Consider the following 19,777-nt stretch of genomic DNA (forward strand, 5'->3'; position numbering starts at 1 on the left):
TGACATTCTCTCAATTATTTTCCCATCTTGCGTTTGAGTTTTTCTAATTCGTCTTGAGTTTCCCAATTGCGAAATGTATTTTCTAAGTCGTCAAAATTACTGTGAGAATTAGCAGCAGTATTCCAGCCAGGAGTTTCAGTTTTTAATCTTTGCTGGGTTTGTGCTTTGGTTCTGGCTGTTTGTGCTTCGGCTGCTTTTGTTTGTACTTCTTGACGACGTTGTTGAATTTTGCGAAGTAGTTCTTGGGACTGGTTAATGCGTTCTTTTAAACCTTGCATTTGTCCCCACATTTGATTTCCTTCTCGCAGTAGGGCTGCTTCTCGTTCTTGGGCTGGGGTGGCTAAGTCTTGTCTACCTGCGGCTTGGGCTTTTTGAATCCGAATATGCCATTTTTGGATTTCTTGGGCTGTGCTGAGAATTTCATCTTGCGATCGCTTCTCTTGCAATTGTAACTCGGCAATTAACTTTAATGTATCTTCTTCTTGTTCCCGCAGTTGTTCTAAAAGTGCTTCTAACTCTAAATGAGGGTTATTCCGCAAGAACTCTTCTAAACGACTTTCTAAAAACCGACTTAAATCATCAAATAAACTCACTGTTAAAACTCCAACTATCAGATATATGACTATTTTATAACAGAGAACAGGGAAATTTCCTTCTTTCTCCTAACAACTGACAACTGTACGGGCGAAGCATTTGGAGAACTATTTTTGGCAATGACCGATAATTTCTTCCAAATGCTTCGCCCCTACTAACAACTGTACGGGCGAAGCATTTGGAGAACTATTTTTGGCAATGACCGATAATTTATCTTCCAAATGCTTCGCCCCTACTAACAACTGTACGGGCGAAGCATTTGGAGAACTATTTTTGGCAATGACCGATAATTTATCTTCCAAATGCTTCGCCCCTACTAACAACTAACAAATTAAATTGGTGTTACCCAATATTTAATTCCTTGGATAGTTTTTTGTTGTAATCCAAATTTGGGTAAATCATCTTCACTCTGGCTTAAATAAGTCCAATGGGGAAGATCACTAACTACAGTTTGAAACCAACCATTTTCATTTAAAGCCTGTCTTTGGGTTGATGTTGATACTTGTAAATCAATTGCTAATCCCCACAGATGTTGTGACGTACCGGGGGGTGCAACTAAACCGAGAATTTTTGTTTCTTTTCCGGCTTTGACTCTTGCTAATGTTTCACTATTTGCGTATTTATTCCAAAATCTTAAATTAGTGGCAAAATTGCGAAGACAATCACCAGCATAACCTGATTTAAGGGGAATATTTTCTAAACTTTTCGCCTTATTTAAAGCTGCTGCTGCGGTTTTTTGTAAATAACATTCTTGAGTGCCATCTACTAAAGCTATACTCATTGTCTTCTGAAAAGATTTTGTTTCTGATTCGTTATCTAAAATCACTTTTTGTGGTAAATTAATTCCTGACTCTTGATTAATAAATACTGTTCCATAGGAACGTAGTAAAGTATATTCAAAAGTATCATCCTGGGGAATTGTGGGGATTTTTTGGGCAATTGTTGCTAAAAACCGTTGTTGATCATCTAATTTCTGATCGGGAATAAATGGTATATTTATAGATGACTTTGAATTGTCACAAGGTAAGCTGGAATTAGTTAAACATTCCTTGGCAATTTGGGGAGTTATTATTAACTGATCTCGAAAAACTTTATGGACAGAAACCAAGGTAACACTCACAAAAATAATTATAGTTACAAATGCTGCTATTTGCAGAATTGGTTTCATAAAAATATTACTTATTTTGAAAATTTCGATTTCATCATATCCCACAATTTCCTAGAATTTATGTTATTAAGACACAATGTCAGGACTCATATCCCCAACTTCTTCAAGAAGTCAGGGATCTGGTTTTTTGTCACTTGAGGTAAAATTAGTGTGTATAATTATAGGATAAAGTTTATTTGTTAGGTTACAAATAGTTATATTAACAACCTTTACACTTAATCATTTTTAACAAAATATGAAGTTAAAAAACTCCCGCATCCAAACTTTAATTATTTATAGCATACTCAGTGCGATCGCTATCGTGATGCTGTTTCCATTGTTATGGTTAATCAGCACAGCACTAAAATCACCAACGGAAAATATTTGGCAGTCACCACCCCAATTATTACCTAGTCAGCCAACACTAGAAAACTTCTCTAAAGTTTGGCAATTTTTACCATTCGCAACTTATTTATACAACAGTATCCTAGTATCAGTATTAACAGTTGGTTTAAATTTGTTGTTTTGTTCCTTAGCGGCTTATCCCTTGTCCAGACTATCATTTGTGGGCAGAAATGGGATTTTCATAGCCATTGTCTCCACAATTATGATTCCCTTCCAAATTGTCATGATTCCTTTATATATTTTGACAGTGCAACTAGGGTTGAGAAATAGTTACTTAGGAATAATTTTTCCTAGTTTGGCATCTGCCTTTGGTATATTTTTATTACGGCAGGCTCTAATAGGTGTGCCAAAGGAAATTGAAGAAGCGGCTCGTTTAGATGGTAGTTCTGAGTTAGGATTGTGGTGGCACATCATGCTACCTGCCATTCGTCCAGCGCTGATTACTTTGGCTATCTTTGTCTTTATTGGTGCTTGGAGTGACTTTTTGTGGCCTTTAATTGTCATCCAAGATGAAAGTTTATATACTTTACCCTTGGGGGTAGCTAAGTTAGCGGGAACATTTTCTTTAGATTGGCGGTTGGTAGCTGCTGGTTCAGTAATTTCTATTACTCCAGTGCTATTATTGTTTTTGTTTCTACAAAAATATATTGTTCCTACGGATACAGGGAGTGGAGTCAAGGGCTAAAAATGCCGATAAACAAAGAGCTTAAATTTAGATTTAGAGCGAATTATTATTCCTTGTCCTATTACATTGACAAGTGATACCTATGCCATTAAAGCGTATTTTAAAAATCAATGACCAATTCTCGTTTACAGTTATTAGTCTTAAGCAATGGTCACGGAGAAGATATCATTGCTGTTCGGATTATCCAGGCTCTACAACAATTATCTTCTCCACCAGATATTTTTGCTTTACCAATAGTAGGTGAAGGACGTGCTTATCAACAAATAGACATTTCTATGATTGGTAAGGTGCAGACTATGCCTTCTGGTGGTTTTATCTATATGGATAGCCGCGAATTAATGCGCGATCTGCGGGGTGGGTTGGTGCAGTTGACTCTTAATCAAATTCAATCTATCCGCAGTTGGGTAAGTTCACAAACCAAGTTAGGTAATCCCAAAGCTATTCTAGCGGTGGGGGATATTGTTCCCCTGTTGTTTGCAGCAGTGAGTGGTGCTAATTATGCCTTTGTAGGTACTGCTAAATCAGAATACTATGTGCGCGATGAAGCGGGATTATTACCGAGAAAATCAAAGTCCGCATGGTGGGAAAATTTTTCTGGTTCAATTTACCATCCTTGGGAAAGATGGTTGATGAGTCGTGGCCGTTGTCGGGCTGTGTTTCCTAGAGATGCTCTGACTACGGAAATTCTCAAAAAATGGCGAATTCCCGCTGTGGATGTGGGGAATCCCATGATGGATGGTTTGCAGAAGATTTTTACCGCACAACAGTTTTATCGTCCTGATGCTGAACTCGAAGAAGTGATTCGGCCTTTGATTGTGACTCTGTTACCCGGTTCTCGTGCGCCGGAAGCTTACAACAATTGGGAAATCATCATGATTGCTGTATCTGCGCTGACGGCTAGTTTACGACAACCAGATTCCATCTTTCGGGCTGCGGGGACGATGATTTTTTTAGGGGCGATCGCTCCTGGTTTAGATTGTAGTATTTTATCCCAAACTTTACACATTCAAGGTTGGCGACGGTGTGATCAATCTCCTTTAGCAATTTCTGACCCTGATAGCTTGACTTTTAACCAAAAAAATGCTTATTTTATCCTGACCCAACAAGCCTATAATGAATGCTTACATTTAGGTGATCTGGCGATCGCTATGGCTGGAACAGCAACAGAACAATTCATCGGTTTGGGAAAACCAGCGATCGCTATTTCTGGTCATGGACCTCAATACAACCCCGCTTTTGCAGAAGCTCAAAGTCGGCTTTTAGGAATATCTCTCACCCTCGTCAACCAACCATCACAAGTTCTCCCCGCTATCCAATCTCTACTCAAAAATCCTGACCTCTTACATGAGATTGCTGAAAATGGGTTGCAGCGCATGGGACGTGCAGGTGCAGCACAACGGATTGCAGAATGTTTGCAGGAAAAATTAAACTACCAACCCAGAACGTAAAGCCCGCACGGCTGCTTGGGTTCGATCATCAGCACAGAGTTTATTTAAGATATTGCGAACATGAGTTTTTACTGTACCTACAGTAATATATAATTTTTCGGCGATTTGGCCATTGCTGCAACCACCCACAATCAATTCTAAAATTTCCAGTTCCCTTTGGGTGAGGGGATAAGTTTCTAAAACTTGTTCATATTCTATTTCCAGAGCTTCGATTTTTACAGTTTTTGGCTTGTCCAATGATTGATGATCACCGGGGACACCTTGACGCATTTTTCGTAATACGACACTAGCGATCGCTGGATCAATCCAAGAATTACCATGAAAAGTTGCTTCTACAGCTTCAGTAAATTTATTAATACTTGTTTCCTTCATATAATAAGAATCTGCTCCCGCCGCAAAAGCCGCTAGAACTGCATCTTCAGTATTATTCATCGTCAAAATCAAAATTTTCGTCTGAAATTGTCCCGTTTCTGTCTGATAACGTCTAAATTTACGCGTTAGCTCAATTCCACTCATATCAGGTAAACCAATATCTATCACAGCCACATTTGGCTTGATTGTTTCTAAAAGTTTTAGTCCTTGAGTCGCATTGGCTGCCTCACCAATCACCTTAAAGCCGCTGTGTGACTGCAATTCAGTTTTGAGTCCCATGCGGGTTAAATCGTGATCTTCAATTAATAGAATACTAATCTCACTCATAAGAATACCCGGTAAGTGGGAAACTCAGCGGCTTTAGCCCTGAGAGGGATGGTATGGCTAACGCCACGCTACGCTATCGATATGGCTCACCAGCCACGGCACGGGCAGTTCGACAAGTGTTACAGTGAGCTTGTCGAACTGCTCACTGACCACGGTTTTAACCGCTTTGAATATTTTTTCATTACCGCCTTGGAGTTAAGAAATTCGGGGTACTTTTGTGGTGTACTTTCAACGGGACAATTACCGATTCAAATTTCCCAACTCTGTACGCATAATGTGTTGCTCCGAAGAGCCTCCCTTTCGGGGTGATGTTAGCTTCGTCAATGTTTTAAGAGCTTTTTAGACTTGCAACACTGTTTCAGTGACTTTAAAACTGTTTAATTGCAAATGACAGAGCAGGGAACTAGCTTCGCATTCCAGGGTGTCGTGACTCAAAAAACGTAGTCAGTGAAGACTTAGACTGGTCAGTACAGCTTGTAATAAATTACAAGCTCAGTCCCTTTAGGGCTGAGTTACTGACTATTACACCCATGATAATTAGACTACCTCTGAAGTAGTGCTAATAGACAGAAGGTTTTGTTTTTTAAGAATTGTATTCAATTTACCCAACCTTGAGCATATACGATCTGTGAACCATTAAACATCTACCAATAGGAATAATGAATAATTGATTTTTGAATTTCAATAGATGCAAAAATCTAGCTAAAGACATATAGATATTTTTCCCAAAACAAATGAGATTATTGAGACAAATCAGAAAAATTACAGTTACACCATGATCACCAAATTTACAATGGACTCAACACGGCAGTTCCGCAATGCGGAGGTCAAAAATCAAAAATTAAGTAGGTTAAAAAGCTGATTAAGTCAGCTTTGCAACTAAGTAGGTTAGCATTGAAAATCGTCGTTATGGCACTAGGCAAGAGGCAATACTTCGACTTCGCTCAGTAACCAGAGGCAAGAGTGAAGAGGGTTTGGGCGATTTTACTTTTCGTTACATATTACTCTTCGAGAAGCCGCTCCGCGTCTACGGTTTTTTTCCGTTCACCTACTTACCTGCTCTAAAAACCAATTCATCCGCAGGAGGTAAGTGATCCTTATTTAGCAATTATTCCTACTCTTTAAGTTTAAATACTTACGCTAATGGTACATAATGTTTCCATGCAACTCTCACTAATGGGTGAGGACAGTTAATGAATTAGTAATTTACAATGTTTTTAACTGGATAAAGTATTTTATTTTATTTGGGAATAAATCTGCTAATTCAGCAAAAAATCATGTTGATTATTTGTACAATCTAGAGACTGTAAAAACAGAAATGCTGAACATAAATCTGTATTTAACAGCAAAAAGAAAAACCGATGGAAGAACCGCTAAAAATTTTAGTTGTAGAAAATGATCAGGTAGACGGCTTAATAGTAAGTTTAGCTCTGACTAAAACAGGTATTAAGATGGAAATTGATGAAGTTAAGGATGGGAGTCAAGCCTTCTTTGCCCTAATCCATAATCACTATGATTGCATATTTCTCGACTATCACTTACCAAATCAAGACAGCTTAACATTAATTCATAAATTACAATCTTCAGGGATTAAAGTTCCTTTAGTAATTCTCATAGATTCAGGAGATGAAAAAATAGCCCAAGAGTGGATAAAATTAGGTGCTACCGAGTATTTTATTAAGTCTAAATTATCTCCAGAAACCATAGCTCAAATGTTACGCAGTGCAATTCGTATACACCATACGGAAATGCAGCTAAATTTAGCAAATCAACAGCTTAAAGAAAGTCGTGAACAGCTAATCTTACAGCAGAAAGAATTCACAGCACAGCAGCAGCATATTCAAGAACAAAACCTCAATATTTTGGAAGCATCCAGTTTAAAATCACTATTTTTAGCCACCATATCCCATGAACTAAGAACTCCCATGAATGCGATTATTGGATTTTCACAGATTCTATTACGTCCTAAATTTGGTGAATTGACAAATCAACAACTGGTCATGGTAGAGAAAATTCTCAATAATGGTAAAGAGTTACTGATCAAGATCAATGAAATTCTGGATTTTTCTCAGCTAGAATCTGGGAAATTAGCACTAAAGCCAGAAATATTGGATTTATCAGCAGTTGTTAGTAACGTAGTCACAGAAATCCGCCCCTTAGCTGAAGCCAAAAAGTTATCTTTGTTAGTGAAAACAGACTTAAAGAATACATCAGTATTTAATGATGCAGTCCGATTACGGCAAATTTTAACTAATTTACTGACCAATGCTGTTAAATTTACAGAATCTGGCAATATTTGGGTAGAAATTCGAGAAACACCTAAAAATCAAGTTACAATAACTGTTAAAGATACAGGAATTGGGATTGCTGCTCAAGATTTTCAAAACATTTTTGCAGCATTTCATCAAATTGATCAAGGTATCAGCCGTAAATATTCAGGGACAGGTTTGGGTTTGGCTATTATTGATTCACTAGTGGGGATAATGGGAGGAAAAATATGTGTTGAAAGTCAATTAGGAGTGGGTTCAACGTTTAAAATAGAATTACCCCGAAGAATCAATTTAGCAGCAGATTTAGGTAATGTAGTTTTTAGTTCTCATCAGCATCATTTTCATTCTGTATATTCCCCGAACAAAGCTTTAATGAATTATCCTCATATCAGGTTGTAGATTACCAAAAAGTTAACTATGTCTAATTTAAAAAAAGACCGAATTTTGTCTGTTGATGATGTCCAAGATAATCTCGATGTAGTGAGAACACTTTTAGAAAGTGAGGGATATCATGTTGATTCAGCTACCAATGGTCAAGCAGCTTTAGACAAAGTAGCAGAATTACCACCGGATTTGATTATTTTAGATGTGATGATGCCGGGAATAGATGGTTATGAAGTTACACTACGGATTCGGAATAATCCCGAAATCAACTATATTCCGATCTTACTCCTGACAGCTTATAACGAATCTAGCGTTGTTAAAGGTTTAGATGTTGGTGCTGATGATTTTATTTGTAAACCCTTTGAGACAGAAGAACTATTAGCAAGAGTGCGATCGCTGTTAAGATTAAAGCACAGTATTGACGAACAACGAAAAATGACACTACAGCGAGAAGACTTTGTTTCTCGTCTCACCCATGATTTACGTACTCCCCTAGTAGCCGCTGATCGAATGCTAAATTTATTTCTGCAAGAAGTCTTTGGTCAGATTCCTTCAGAAATGAAACAACCGATTCATGTGATGATTCGCAGTAATCAAAATCTTCTGGAAATGGTAAATACATTGCTAGAAGTTTACCGTTTTGAGGCTGGGAAAAAAACCCTCAACTTTGAATCATGTAACTTAACAACAATTGCGGCTGAAGTAGTCAGTGAACTAACTCCCCTAGCACAGGAGAAAAACTTAATTTTAAAATTGGATACCCATGAATTAAGCCCAACTGGAAATAATGGGGGCATAGTTAACGGCGATCGCTTAGAATTACGACGAGTGTTTAATAATTTAATTGGTAATGCGATCAAATTTACTGATACAGGTAGTATAGAAATTTAAATGTGATGAGAGTTGAGGGTATTTCTCATATAGGTTTATTAGCAATCATAGCCAAGATTCTCGGTAAACCAGGAGCGAGAATTGCCGGAATTGCCTATATATTTAACCACTATGCCCTCTTGGTGGCATATATGACTGAAGGTGGCAAAATTTTAATAACCACAGTTGATCAAGTTTGGGAATTAGAACATATTTCACCTCAGTGGGTAGGAACAGTAAGTTTTTTTCTAGTATTTGGTAGCCTAATGTATTGGGGTAAAGATAGATTAGTAGAAAAGATTAATGGTATATTTATTATTATTTTACTAATTGCTTTTTTTGGTTTATTAATATTAGGGGGAATGCAATTCCAAAACTCTCAACTTTTAGTCCAAAATTGGCAATCTATTGGTAATGCTGTTGCTGTTATCTATGTAGCAATGTTCTTTCATAGTATTGTTCCATTGGTTGTAACTCAATTGGAAGGAGACATTCCCAAAATTCGCCAATCTATGATTATTGGTTCAGTGATTCCCTTGTTCATGTTTCTAGCTTGGAATGCGGTTATTTTAGGCTGCATGACTCCAGATATTTTATCGCATAATCTCGAAAATGAGAAAGTATTTGATCCACTGGAAATTCTGCGAACTGGTCAATCAGGAGAATGGTTTGCTGTGTTATTATCAATTTTTTCTGAATTTGCAATTGTGACATCATTTATTGGGATTACTTATGGGTTAACAGACTTTTTTCAAGATATTTCCATCATTACCAAAAGCGAAATTTCTCGTTTACCTCTCTATTCCTTAGTGTTGCTTCCACCTCTGAGTTTAGGAACATTTAATCCTACCATCTTTTTTCATGCTCTAGAATATACTGGCGCATTTAGTGCTTCCATTTTAGGAGGAATTATGCCAGCATTAATGAGTTGGAAACAAAGTCAAACACCAGAATTTACTAATGGTAACTATCAAACCCTAGTTCCTGGGGGAAAAATAACATTAATATTGATTATGGTCGGGGCATTATTTTTAATATGTAGACAAATTTTGGTAATATATCAATTCTAAAAATGAATAATTTTCGGTTAATGAAAATTAGCAAATTTCTGAGTAAGCTGATAAAAAGTGAATAAAACCTCTCTTATCGGATAATGACAAGAGAGGATTTGGAGCTAAAGTCCGGTAGGGTAATCGGGCTACTTAATATTTAATATTTATTCGGCTTGAATCCAGTCCCCCCTAAGATATATAAAATGATGATTATCATCTGCAATTGGTATCATTTACGAATTTGCATAAAAAAATCCCTTGTTTGTATAGTGCAAACAAAGGGATATACTGTTAAAGTTCGTCAGGTGATCGGAATATTTAATTATTTAATATTTATTGGGTACGTCTTGATTCCTCCATTGGGTAGATAAAAATTTGTGATATGAAGATATTGTTGTATATTTTTAGACTATTAACATAAATACATTTATTCATATATCATATTCATGAAGAAATCATGAATTTATCGGCGTTGCTGAATTGAGGTATGAAATTCCCAAATTGAACCTTTAAAACTCAAACCTCAGTGCGTCTTTGCGCCTTTGCGTGAGACTAAAATTCATACCCTTAATCAGCAACGCCCTAATGTGAAGGTCTACAATTTTCTGGTAAGTGAATTACATTTAATTTCGTGCAGAGACGTAAAGAGAAATCAAGAGTGTTAAAATCTAACTAAGACAATAGATGGAGTAACTCTGATGCTACAAGTTAAACATCAATTTCAAAGCTTTGAAGAATATTTATCTTATGATGATGGTACAGAAAAACTTTATGAATTGTTTAATGGAGAGTTAATTGAAATGCCCCCAGAATCAGGAATCAATGTGCAAATTGCTACATTTTTATTAATTCAATTTGTCTCTCTCTTGGGTCATAAAAGAGTGCGGGGACATGGTTTGGAATTGGAAGTAAGAGGAGAACCGAGAAACCGTTATCCTGACCTGACTATTATTCGAGAAGAGCATATTCAACAATTAGCAAATCGGAACACTATTCGCCTATCAATGTTACCACCTTTATTAGTTGTGGAAGTTGTTAGTCCTGGGGAATTACAAAGAGATAGAGATTTTATTGCCAAACGTCTACAATATCAAGATTGTGGTATTCCTGAATATTGGATTATTGACCCCCAAACCCAAAGCATATTAGTTTTAGAATTAATTAATGAAATTTATCATGAGATTGGGATTTTCTCTGGTGATGATTTAGTTTTATCTCCACAATTTAATAGTCTAAATTTAAAAGTATCACAAATTTTTGCATAAGGATAAACAAGAACATCCTGTTAATCCTGGTATGGCTTGCGCCACGCTACGCTACCAGATAATATATTCGTAGGGATAAAGCGTAATTCTCAACCCCTACCAGCTTTTTCACGTCAATTTACTCTTCATCCATTTTAGCCATTAACGCTTTAATTTGCTTATCTAAGCGAGATTGATTATACTTGGCAAAGCTACCTACTGAAATCTGCGATAACACACCTGCAACTGTGGTTAATGAACCATCATGGATATTACCAGTAAATACTAAACCGATACCTACTGAGATGAGGATGAGATGAACCATTTTCGCAACCCACCAAGTGTAAAATACCACATTTTGCTGATCATTTAAGGTTTTAAGTTGTTTGTGGTGGTGGTAGTTTTTGAGCATAATCTTCTTTTTTCTGTTGTTTACTTACAAGTTCATATTGACTCTTGTACTAAAAAATGGCATACTCAGATCATGGTCAAATATGATCTGATCACAAGAAGATGGAAATTCAAACATGGAGCAACAAGAAAAAACACTAAGGGCTTCTTCGGATGGGATTGAAAAAATTAAGGCAGCAATGAAAAAAGAAGGATATACTCAAAATTCTGCCAAGACACCAATATATAAAGTTACTAAACAAGAATTAAAACGCTATATAATAGAAAAAATTATAATCACTCCAAATACAACGCAATTAAATAATCCAAACTTAACAGAGTTATCAGAAAAACATCTGCACATTTTTTCAACTCATTCAGACATAAATAAATCTAGTAGGGATATAGTAAGAATATATATTGATCAAGTAAGTGCGCCAATACAACTTGATAAATTTCTTAGAGATTTAGAAGATAAACAAGTGACTGCGTTCCAGTTAACTGATGCAAATTGGCGAACATTTTGTACTGGAAAAGATGCACGCAAAAGTAAACAAAAAGGGCAAGAAAAACTATTACCAGAATCAGTTTTCAATGCCTTTTGTAAAATTTTAGGTTTAAACCCAGATGAAATTGCTTATAAACCAGATAATACTATTGAATTAGAAGACAAATTAAAACTCTTTAATCATGAAAGGCAAATTAATTTACTAATTGAAAAAGTGCAAGACGGTAAAAATACTTTTTTAATTTCTAATGATTGTCTATATAGTCGTAGTTGGATGTTGCACCGATTAGAGAAAGCAATTGAAAGTTGTTTTCTTCAAACTAAAACTAAAATCAATAAATATTCAATTATCACTCTTAATAGTTCTAGTGAGAATATCCATACACAATTAAGTACAAGTATTACTAACTTCAAATCTATTTTTCATAAAAATGACATTTACAATAAACTTAAACAACAACATATTATTCTTGTAATTAATATTGATCATTATTGCTATGATATCGAAAATATCAACAAAATATATGATTTCCATCAAACTATGTATCAGGCAAAATCACCTGATAATGATGGGCATTTGTTAATGTTTTTATTAGCCACAGATAAAAATTTACAAAATCAATTACAAAATCAAAGCTATATTCATGAAAATATCATAGAATTACCAAACGCTGATTATCGTCCATATCATTTAATTAATCTATTGAATATGGAAGAATTAATGGCCAATGAAATAATTAATAAATGTCAAAATAATGCACAAGAATTACTTGTTGAGTTATATAAATATTTAAACATTGATAGAAATCTTACAACTTTAAAAATTTGGAGTAATTACCCATGGAATTAAAATACACCGGAAAAATACACCCTCCCTCTGGAGGTATTTGGAACGAACAAGTAAACCGCAAACTATACCCATACTATCCTGATAATGGATTAAAAGAAGCGGTAAAGTTAGCAATTCAACTCAATCGGCCTTTACTATTAGAAGGTGAACCTGGATGCGGAAAAAGTGAACTTGCGCGCGCTGTATTTTATGAATTTAGTCAAAGAGAAGGAGAAAATTGGCATTTCCGACTGTGGAATATTCAATCAACTAGCAAAGCGCAAGATGGCTTTTACACCTATGATTATATTGGCAGATTACAAGCTGCACAAATAGCAAAATTAGAAAAATTAAAGAGTACAAACCCTGAAGATTATTTAGAATATGGTCCATTAGGTCATGCTTTTTTAGAACATGGAAAAACAGATAATGTCAAATCTAGAAATATCGTCTTAATTGATGAAATTGATAAGGCTGATATAGACTTTCCCAATGATTTATTATTAGCTTTAGAAGACCAATGTTTTGAAATTAAAGATGTGCGTCCTCGACGGTGGTTAACAGCTAATAAAGATGCACCACCAATTATTTTTATCACTTCTAACCAAGAGAAAGAATTACCTAATGCTTTTCTCAGACGTTGTTTATATCATTATGTGGAATTTCCGAAAAAAGACGATTTGATAGAAATTATCAATGGCAGATTTTCAGCACCTCCTGAAACATTAATAAATGCTGCAATTGGTCGTTTTTTGGCTTTGCGAGAAGATATGAATGATAACAAAGAAGAAACAGATAAAAAAGTCAGTACCAGTGAATTAATTGATTGGTTTCAAGTCTTAAACCTTCATATTAGAAATGAGGAAAATGAGATTGATGATAAAAAATTAAATGATATTATCAAAGAACTTAAAAACAAGAAACTTCCCTATAATGGTACTTTATTAAAAAATCGCCAGGATAAACAAGAATATGGAAAATAATGTCTGAATCAGGTGGTTATCGAGCGAAGTCGAGATAATATCCAGGATTTAAGGATTTACAGGATAATCTTTACTTCGTTTATCTCGTTTACCTCGTTACCTCGTTCCCAGTCTCAGACTGGGAATGCTATCAAAGAGGCTCTGCCTCCTGTACTATACAATCAATAAAGGCAGAGCCTTTAAAATTCGTTCCCATACAGAGTATGGGAACGAGAAAACATCCTCTTAGTGAATAACTATGCTAAAATAGAAGCACTATGAAAAATCCATTATTACTAAATCTATTTCTGGAATTACGTGCCACTGGTTTACCTCTGACTATAGACCAGTATGATTTGGCATTGATGGCTTTGTCTAAGTCTGTTGACATAGTATTAAATGATAATAAACCAGCTATTAAAGGGGTTTTACAAACGGTTTGGGTAAAGTCTCGCAAACAACAGGCTTTATTTAATCAATGTTGGGACGAATTTAATCAGAAGTCTATTTATAAAAATGCAAGGATAGAGAGTCAATCTGATGCTTCTACATTAAAACGAGAAAGACAAAAACCAGAAATAGAAAAAATACCCCAACCTGCTTTAATTAATGATGAACCAGAATTACCACAACCAGCCGCAGAAATAGCACAATTTAATCCTGATTTGCCTGATGATCATGGAGTTGGTACTTCTGTAAAAACGAAACTCAAAGAAGTTTATTATTTACCTATTAGTCGTCAGGAATTACAAAGAAGTTGGCAGTTATTAATACAGAAATCAACTGGTAATATTCGCCAAATAGACATTCCTAATACAGTTATAGATATTACTAAACACGGATTTTTTACTCAAGCTGTTTTTACTTATCCTAAAACTAAATATCGGGAAGTTGTGCTATTAATTGATCAAGGTGGTTCAATGACTCCATTTCACCCATTTTGTCGTCAATTACAACAAATTTACCAAACTGCAAAAGTTTATTATTTTCATAATAGTCCTACTGATGAACTTTACCATGATCCGCAATGTTGGCAAGGTCAATCTATTACATCTATATTATCTAAATTTTCTCCACAACATACTCTAGTAATTATTATCAGTGATGCTGGTGCTGCGCGTGGCCGCACTGTACCCGATAGGTGGGAAGAAACTTATGATTTTATTACACAATTAATTCCTAAAACTAAAAAAATAGCTTGGTTAAATCCTTTACCCCCTTCCCGTTGGGTAGATAATACGGCTGAAGAAATAGCTAAAATAAATCCTTCAGTTCCTATGTTTGCTTTGGAGACTGGGGAGTTTCAAAGAATGGTGAAATGGTTATCAAGTCGAAACCTAACCCCCCACCCCCCTTCCCTCCCAGAGAAGGAGGAGGAAGAAAGAGGTTCTTCAGATGATTTATGGAATTATGGATTTGATGCTAAAGGTAGAATAGCGGTATTTGAAAAATTATTAGGAAACTCACATTTAAAATTTGCGTCTTATGCTGCTTTTCCTTTGGTTTTAACTCCAGATTTACTTTATTGTTTATACCGTAAATTCTTCTATCAAACATCAAATCTTCTTTGGTATGCGGTTGCTGATTTATTATTATCAGATTTATGTCAACAGGTTGATTTTGAATTATATGAAATGGAACGGGAAGTGAGAAATGAATTACTCAAAAGACTTCCTAGAAGAAACCGCAAACAAATATTAAAAGAACTTTCGGATTTTCTGATTCAATATATTAGCCGCCAAGTTAGTAACCAAAATCAAAATAATGACTTAAATCAAGTGCAACAATGGGCAGCTTTGAGTTATGTTGAAAAAGGTAGTCAAGCTGCAAAGGAATTAGCGCGAAAATTACAACAGGCTTATTTAAGCAATAATAAAGGTGAGTTGGTGCGGTTATCGTCGGTAATTGAAACTTTAGCTGAACCATTAAAAGAAAACTATCAACCTTTACTGAAAATAGCACAAGGTTATCGTGCTGTTGTTAGGGGTGATGATAAGGGAGTAGAAGCAAGTCGGAAAATATTCGAGTCAGAAACTATTGAGGTTGAGGGAGTAAAGTTAAAACGTCCAGAAATTAATTTTGGAAAAGTCCGGTTACAAAGTTTTGATTTTGATGTCATTACTGTTAACCGTCGTGGTGAAGAAACGAAACGAGAAACTCAACAAAATTATTATTTTCAAGAAAGTCTTCCAGGAAATATCACATTAGACATGGTTGCTATCCCCCGTGGTAAATTCCTCATGGGTTCACCGGAAGACGAACCAGGACGCTATGATGATGAAAGTCCCCAGCATGAGGTGACGGTACAACCTTTCTTTATGGGGAAATATCCTGTGACGCAAGCGCAGTGGAAAGCAGTCGCAACCAACTGTCCACAGGTAAACCGAGAACTTGAACCGAACCCGTCAAAGTTCAAAGAAAATAAACAAGAAAATAATTTACCTGTTGAACAGATTACGTGGTATGATGCAGTAGAGTTTTGTAAGAGACTATCTCAACTGACTGGTAGAAAATATCGTTTACCGAGTGAGGCTGAGTGGGAATACGCTTGCAGGGCTGGAACGACGACACCTTTTCACTTTGGGGAAACTATCACAGGTAAGTTAGCAAATTATAGTGCTACTACTATCTATGGTGAAGAACCTAAAGGTGAATATAGAGAAAGAACAACTCCGGTAGGTAGCTTTACAGCTAACGCCTTTGGGTTGTATGATATGCACGGGAATGTTTGGGAATGGTGTGATGATCATTGGCACGATGATTATGATAATGCTCCCACAGATGGATCGGCATGGATAGAATCCAATAACGTTGAAGAGGGCGCAGAACGGCTGCTGCGCGGTGGTTCTTGGTACAACTACCCTAGTTTTTGCCGTTCTGCGTATCGTTACGACTACTACCCAGATAGCAGAAACCACTACACCGTTGGGTTTCGGTTAGTAGTTTCCGGCGCAAGGACTCTTTAGTTCTTTACACTCTTGCCCTTTTGCACTTTACGCTTTTTTCTTTTCCCTTCTTCTTGTTGTCGCCTCTGGCGACTCGATTTTTTTGCTTTTAATTTTTGTAGTCTTGGCACGACTTACATATTATTATCTATGAGGTATGGGGATTTGTCAAGTATTTTTTGTCTGAATCAGGATTTTCTGGTTACTGAGCGATAGCCTGCGTGGCGTAGCCATAGTCGAAGTACAGGATTTGATATTACTTAGGAATATGAATTAAATAAAGTGCAAAAGTAGGGTGTGTTAGCGACAGCGTAACGCACCATTTCAGGTTAAGTCAGAATTGCAGGTTATTAAATTTGCGTTCCTTACCTATTTGCAGAAAATATCAAATATGTATGAGGTGAAAATAACGTCTTGTGTAGGGGTTTAGTAAAACCTGTAGCCCGCCTGGGAATGAATTCCCAGTCTAATAGCAGAAGTCATCTGAAGATGACTAAGCATTAGAGGATGTTTGAAAAGTATCAGAATTAATCGAGATCCCCCCAACCCCCCTTACAAAGGGGGGCTAAATTCCTCAAAGTCCCCCTTTTTAAGGGGGATTTAGGGGGATCTGCGGGTGTCAGATCCCACACGAAAAAGTTTTCAAACATCCTCTTAGGAAAATTTATTAGTCCGTTTTAACGGACTTGAGCTATGAGACAGGGAATTTATTCCCTGACGGGTGTGGAAGCAAACAGATAAGCCATTTTTAACTTAAGTTGACACCTATGAGCTTTTGCTTTACCCCTACATTTGTCATGAGGATTGGGATATTTTTTGAGTAGGAATTTTTTAAACTCCAGTAATTACTCATTACCCATTTTTACAAAATATTGAGCAGGTACACCAATGTGAAGAGAATGATCCAAATAATATCCACAAAGTGCCAATAAATTTCCGCCATTTCGATGCCTGTATGTTTAGTAGCAGAATAATGACCACGACGGAAAGAACGCCATAATACACCCAAAATTAATAACAATCCAATAAAGACGTGCAAACCGTGAAAGCCTGTCATTAAATAAAAGCAATTAGAGAAAACATTGGTAGTGAATCCATAACCTAAATTCATGTATTCATAAACTTGACCAGCTAGGAATACAGCCCCCATAATTGCGGTGATAAAATACCAAAACCGCATCCAACCCACACTATTTCTTTTAATTGCCATATCACCAAAGTGAATGACAAAACTACTAGAAACGAGGATGATCGTGTTAATGGCTGGGATAAATAATTCTACTTCTGTTCCTGCTGGTGGCCAAACTGCTGTAGTCCCTTTAAAAAACAAATAGGTGGCAAAAAATCCACCAAACATTAATGATTCAGAAGCGAGAAATGTGATTAATCCCCACACTCGTAAATCTGGATGTTCTTCATGCCCGTCGCTATGATGTTCAATTGGTGTAATTGCAGTCATATTATTATTCCTAGTATTTGGTTCTCAATTAGCTTCCTCACCCGTCTGGGAATAAATTCCCAGTCTCATAGCCCAAGTCCGTTAAAACGGACTAAAATTCCAATTTTCCAGTCGGGTTTAACCGACTTTTACTATTAGCCTTGTACTTGAGTACAAGGCGGATAAATTATGTTTGCGTTTCAACTGACGGGTTCTGTTAGCGATGATTTATCATGACCATAGTCATAAGGTCCATGAGTAACAACGGGTAGAACTTCCCAGTTTTCAATGATGGGTGGGGAAGAGGTTGTCCATTCTAAAGTTAAACTTTCCCAGGGGTTATCACCTGCGAGTTCACCGTTTTTCCAACTGAAAATGGCGTTTAAGGCGAAGGGAATGACAGAAATACCCAAAAGGATTGCGCCAATGGTGCAAAGCTGGTTTAAGCTGGTAAATTGGGGGTCATACATGGCAACTCGGCGGGGCATTCCTTGTAACCCTAGTTTGTGCATGGGTAGGAATGTGAGGTTTGTGCCAATAAAGGTCAGGACAAAATGAACTCGTCCCCAGGTTTCGTTCATCATTCTGCCGGTGATTTTGGGAAACCAGTGATAGATACCTGCGTAAATCCCAAAGACTGAACCACCAAATAAGACGTAGTGGAAATGACCGACTACATAATAGGTGTCGTGAACGTGAACGTCAAAGGGGGCTGTTCCCATGGTTACGCCGCTTAAACCGCCCATGACGAACATGGAAAGTAATCCAATGGCGAATAACATGGCGCTGGTGAAACGGATTTTTCCTCCCCAGAGAGTTGCTACCCAACCGAAGATTTTCACACCTGTGGGGACTGCAACTATGAGTGTGGAAATGGTGAAGAACATCCGCATCCAACCGGGTGTGCCACTGGTGAACATATGGTGAACCCAAACGAATAAACCAACGACACAAATGGCGACTGTGGAAAAGGCGATCGCTTTATAACCAAATATCGGTTTCCGGGCGTGGGTGGGAATAATTTCGGACATAATCCCGAAAATCGGCAGAATCATTAAATAAACCGCCGGATGGGAATAAAACCAAAATAAATGTTGGTAAATAACGACGTTGCCACCTGCATCTGGTTTGAAGAAGGATGTGCCGAAGTTAATATCAAATAACAGCAAAACTAAACCGGCTGCTAATACAGGAGTAGAGAAAAGGGCAAGGATAGAAGTTGCTAAAATTGCCCAACAAAACAGGGGAACTTGATCCCATTTCATGCTGGGAACTTTCATCATCAAAATGGTGATGACAAAGTTAAGTGAACCTAAAATTGAAGAAGTTCCTACCAAAACAATCGCTAAAATCCACATTGTTTGGGCGTTGTTGGCGGTAACTAGACTTAATGGTGGGTAAGCTGTCCAACCTGATTGAGAACCACCAAAGATAAAACTACCTAATAATAATAATCCGGCGGGGGGATTTAACCAAAAGGCGATCGCATTTAATTTAGGAAAAGCCATATCTCTAGCACCCATCATCAAGGGGACTAGATAGTTACCAAATCCACCAATTGCACTGGGAACAATCCACAAGAAAATCATGATTGTGCCATGATTTGTCATGAAGGCATTGTACAGATTTGGATCAAGAAAGTCCGAGTCCGGTGTGGCTAATTCGGCGCGAATGGCGATCGCCATTAACCCACCAATTAGATAGAATGCAAAGGCTGTCACCAAGTATTGAATCCCAATAACTTTGTGATCAGTATTAAATGTGAAATAATCTCGAACTTTCCAGGCTGGGGGATGAGAACTATGAGTAATCAGCCGGGTTGTTGATTCGCTTGCATCAGGTGGGGGATTAACTGGAAAATTTACTTGTGTCATATTTTTGTGAGTTGTCTTTTGTCAGTTTTCAGT

At 36.9% G+C, this 19,777-nt stretch carries 15 protein-coding genes and 1 pseudogene; 9 read left to right on the plus strand and 7 right to left on the minus strand.

Going from position 1 to position 19,777, the window contains the following annotated elements; genetic code table 11:
• Positions 1-14: 14 nt before the first annotated feature.
• The 3 genes from ANA_RS02335 to ANA_RS02345 all read right to left on the minus strand — a co-directional run bounded on the left by ANA_RS02335 (position 15) and on the right by ANA_RS02345 (position 1,762).
• Positions 15-593 (minus strand): TIGR04376 family protein, encoded by a 579-nt coding sequence (locus tag ANA_RS02335; RefSeq protein ID WP_015078441.1) that lies wholly within the window; start codon positions 591-593, stop codon positions 15-17.
• 108 nt (positions 594-701) lie between these two features.
• Positions 702-917, minus strand: coding sequence for a hypothetical protein (locus tag ANA_RS02340; RefSeq protein WP_015078442.1), 216 nt, complete (start codon positions 915-917; stop codon positions 702-704).
• 8 nt (positions 918-925) lie between these two features.
• Positions 926-1,762: a D-alanyl-D-alanine carboxypeptidase family protein gene (locus tag ANA_RS02345; RefSeq protein ID WP_041458202.1), complete on the minus strand. Its 837-nt coding sequence runs from the start codon at positions 1,760-1,762 to the stop codon at positions 926-928.
• Positions 1,763-1,997: 235 nt separating this feature from the next.
• Between ANA_RS02345 and ANA_RS02350 the strand changes: the two genes are divergently transcribed.
• Together ANA_RS02350 and ANA_RS02355 are read left to right on the plus strand one after the other, a co-directional pair.
• Complete coding sequence (locus ANA_RS02350) at positions 1,998-2,831, plus strand: carbohydrate ABC transporter permease (RefSeq protein ID WP_015078444.1); 834 nt, start codon at positions 1,998-2,000, stop codon at positions 2,829-2,831.
• 110 nt (positions 2,832-2,941) lie between these two features.
• Positions 2,942-4,279, plus strand: a complete 1,338-nt coding sequence (locus ANA_RS02355) for a lipid-A-disaccharide synthase-related protein (RefSeq protein WP_015078445.1) — start codon at positions 2,942-2,944, stop codon at positions 4,277-4,279.
• Here ANA_RS02355 and ANA_RS02360 read toward each other — a convergent pair.
• On the minus strand, positions 4,256-4,978 hold the full coding sequence (locus tag ANA_RS02360; protein WP_015078446.1) for a response regulator transcription factor: 723 nt from the start codon (positions 4,976-4,978) through the stop codon (positions 4,256-4,258). The two genes, ANA_RS02355 and ANA_RS02360, sit on opposite strands and share 24 nt — an antisense overlap.
• A 1,361-nt stretch (positions 4,979-6,339) precedes the next feature.
• On the opposite strand from ANA_RS02360, the gene ANA_RS02365 reads away from it, so the two are divergent.
• The 4 genes and pseudogenes from ANA_RS02365 to ANA_RS02380 all read left to right on the plus strand — a co-directional run bounded on the left by ANA_RS02365 (position 6,340) and on the right by ANA_RS02380 (position 10,819).
• Positions 6,340-7,647, plus strand: coding sequence for an ATP-binding response regulator (locus ANA_RS02365; RefSeq protein WP_015078447.1), 1,308 nt, complete (start codon positions 6,340-6,342; stop codon positions 7,645-7,647).
• 18 nt (positions 7,648-7,665) lie between these two features.
• Positions 7,666-8,520, plus strand: a pseudogene (locus ANA_RS02370) (response regulator); the annotation flags it as partial.
• 8 nt (positions 8,521-8,528) lie between these two features.
• The gene (locus ANA_RS02375; protein ID WP_015078449.1) at positions 8,529-9,572 is read left to right on the plus strand and encodes an aromatic amino acid transport family protein; all 1,044 of its coding nucleotides are present in this window, start codon (positions 8,529-8,531) and stop codon (positions 9,570-9,572) included.
• 680 nt (positions 9,573-10,252) lie between these two features.
• The gene (locus ANA_RS02380; protein WP_015078450.1) at positions 10,253-10,819 is read left to right on the plus strand and encodes a Uma2 family endonuclease; all 567 of its coding nucleotides are present in this window, start codon (positions 10,253-10,255) and stop codon (positions 10,817-10,819) included.
• A 118-nt stretch (positions 10,820-10,937) separates the two neighbouring features.
• On the opposite strand, the gene ANA_RS02385 is transcribed toward ANA_RS02380, so the two are convergent.
• Positions 10,938-11,210, minus strand: coding sequence for a TRADD-N-associated membrane domain-containing protein (locus ANA_RS02385; protein WP_041457575.1), 273 nt, complete (start codon positions 11,208-11,210; stop codon positions 10,938-10,940).
• Between the two features lie 115 nt (positions 11,211-11,325).
• On the opposite strand from ANA_RS02385, the gene ANA_RS02390 reads away from it, so the two are divergent.
• The 3 genes from ANA_RS02390 (at position 11,326) to ANA_RS27300 (ending at position 16,453) form a co-directional block, all read left to right on the plus strand.
• Positions 11,326-12,546 (plus strand): hypothetical protein, encoded by a 1,221-nt coding sequence (locus tag ANA_RS02390; RefSeq protein WP_015078451.1) that lies wholly within the window; start codon positions 11,326-11,328, stop codon positions 12,544-12,546.
• Positions 12,537-13,508 carry an AAA family ATPase gene (locus tag ANA_RS02395; protein ID WP_015078452.1) on the plus strand — a complete coding sequence of 324 codons (972 nt, stop codon included), beginning with the start codon at positions 12,537-12,539 and terminating at the stop codon, positions 13,506-13,508. Before ANA_RS02390 ends, ANA_RS02395 begins: the two co-directional genes overlap by 10 nt.
• A gap of 257 nt (positions 13,509-13,765) precedes the next feature.
• The gene (locus tag ANA_RS27300; protein WP_015078453.1) at positions 13,766-16,453 is read left to right on the plus strand and encodes a VWA domain-containing protein; all 2,688 of its coding nucleotides are present in this window, start codon (positions 13,766-13,768) and stop codon (positions 16,451-16,453) included.
• Positions 16,454-17,294: 841 nt separating this feature from the next.
• Here the strand turns inward: ANA_RS27300 and ANA_RS02405 are convergent.
• Both ANA_RS02405 and ctaD read right to left on the minus strand, forming a co-directional pair.
• The gene (locus tag ANA_RS02405; protein WP_015078454.1) at positions 17,295-17,891 is read right to left on the minus strand and encodes a cytochrome c oxidase subunit 3; all 597 of its coding nucleotides are present in this window, start codon (positions 17,889-17,891) and stop codon (positions 17,295-17,297) included.
• A gap of 179 nt (positions 17,892-18,070) precedes the next feature.
• Entirely contained in the window at positions 18,071-19,744 is a 1,674-nt protein-coding gene (ctaD, locus tag ANA_RS02410; protein WP_015078455.1) for a cytochrome c oxidase subunit I, read from the minus strand.
• Positions 19,745-19,777 lie beyond the last annotated feature (33 nt).

Source organism: Anabaena sp. 90 (assembly GCF_000312705.1).
Taxonomy (GTDB): domain Bacteria; phylum Cyanobacteriota; class Cyanobacteriia; order Cyanobacteriales; family Nostocaceae; genus Dolichospermum; species Dolichospermum lemmermannii.

Coding starts and splice junctions, on each gene's coding strand:
- ANA_RS02345 (WP_041458202.1), bottom strand. CDS start 1,762: ATGAAACCAATTCTGCAAATAGCAGCATTTGTAACTATAATTATTTTT.
- ANA_RS02355 (WP_015078445.1), top strand. CDS start 2,942: ATGACCAATTCTCGTTTACAGTTATTAGTCTTAAGCAATGGTCACGGA.
- ANA_RS02375 (WP_015078449.1), top strand. CDS start 8,529: ATGAGAGTTGAGGGTATTTCTCATATAGGTTTATTAGCAATCATAGCC.
- ANA_RS02390 (WP_015078451.1), top strand. CDS start 11,326: ATGGAGCAACAAGAAAAAACACTAAGGGCTTCTTCGGATGGGATTGAA.
- ANA_RS02405 (WP_015078454.1), bottom strand. CDS start 17,891: ATGACTGCAATTACACCAATTGAACATCATAGCGACGGGCATGAAGAA.
- ANA_RS02350 (WP_015078444.1), top strand. CDS start 1,998: ATGAAGTTAAAAAACTCCCGCATCCAAACTTTAATTATTTATAGCATA.
- ANA_RS02385 (WP_041457575.1), bottom strand. CDS start 11,210: ATGCTCAAAAACTACCACCACCACAAACAACTTAAAACCTTAAATGAT.
- ANA_RS27300 (WP_015078453.1), top strand. CDS start 13,766: ATGAAAAATCCATTATTACTAAATCTATTTCTGGAATTACGTGCCACT.
- ANA_RS02365 (WP_015078447.1), top strand. CDS start 6,340: ATGGAAGAACCGCTAAAAATTTTAGTTGTAGAAAATGATCAGGTAGAC.
- ANA_RS02395 (WP_015078452.1), top strand. CDS start 12,537: ATGGAATTAAAATACACCGGAAAAATACACCCTCCCTCTGGAGGTATT.
- ANA_RS02360 (WP_015078446.1), bottom strand. CDS start 4,978: ATGAGTGAGATTAGTATTCTATTAATTGAAGATCACGATTTAACCCGC.
- ctaD (WP_015078455.1), bottom strand. CDS start 19,744: ATGACACAAGTAAATTTTCCAGTTAATCCCCCACCTGATGCAAGCGAA.
- ANA_RS02380 (WP_015078450.1), top strand. CDS start 10,253: ATGCTACAAGTTAAACATCAATTTCAAAGCTTTGAAGAATATTTATCT.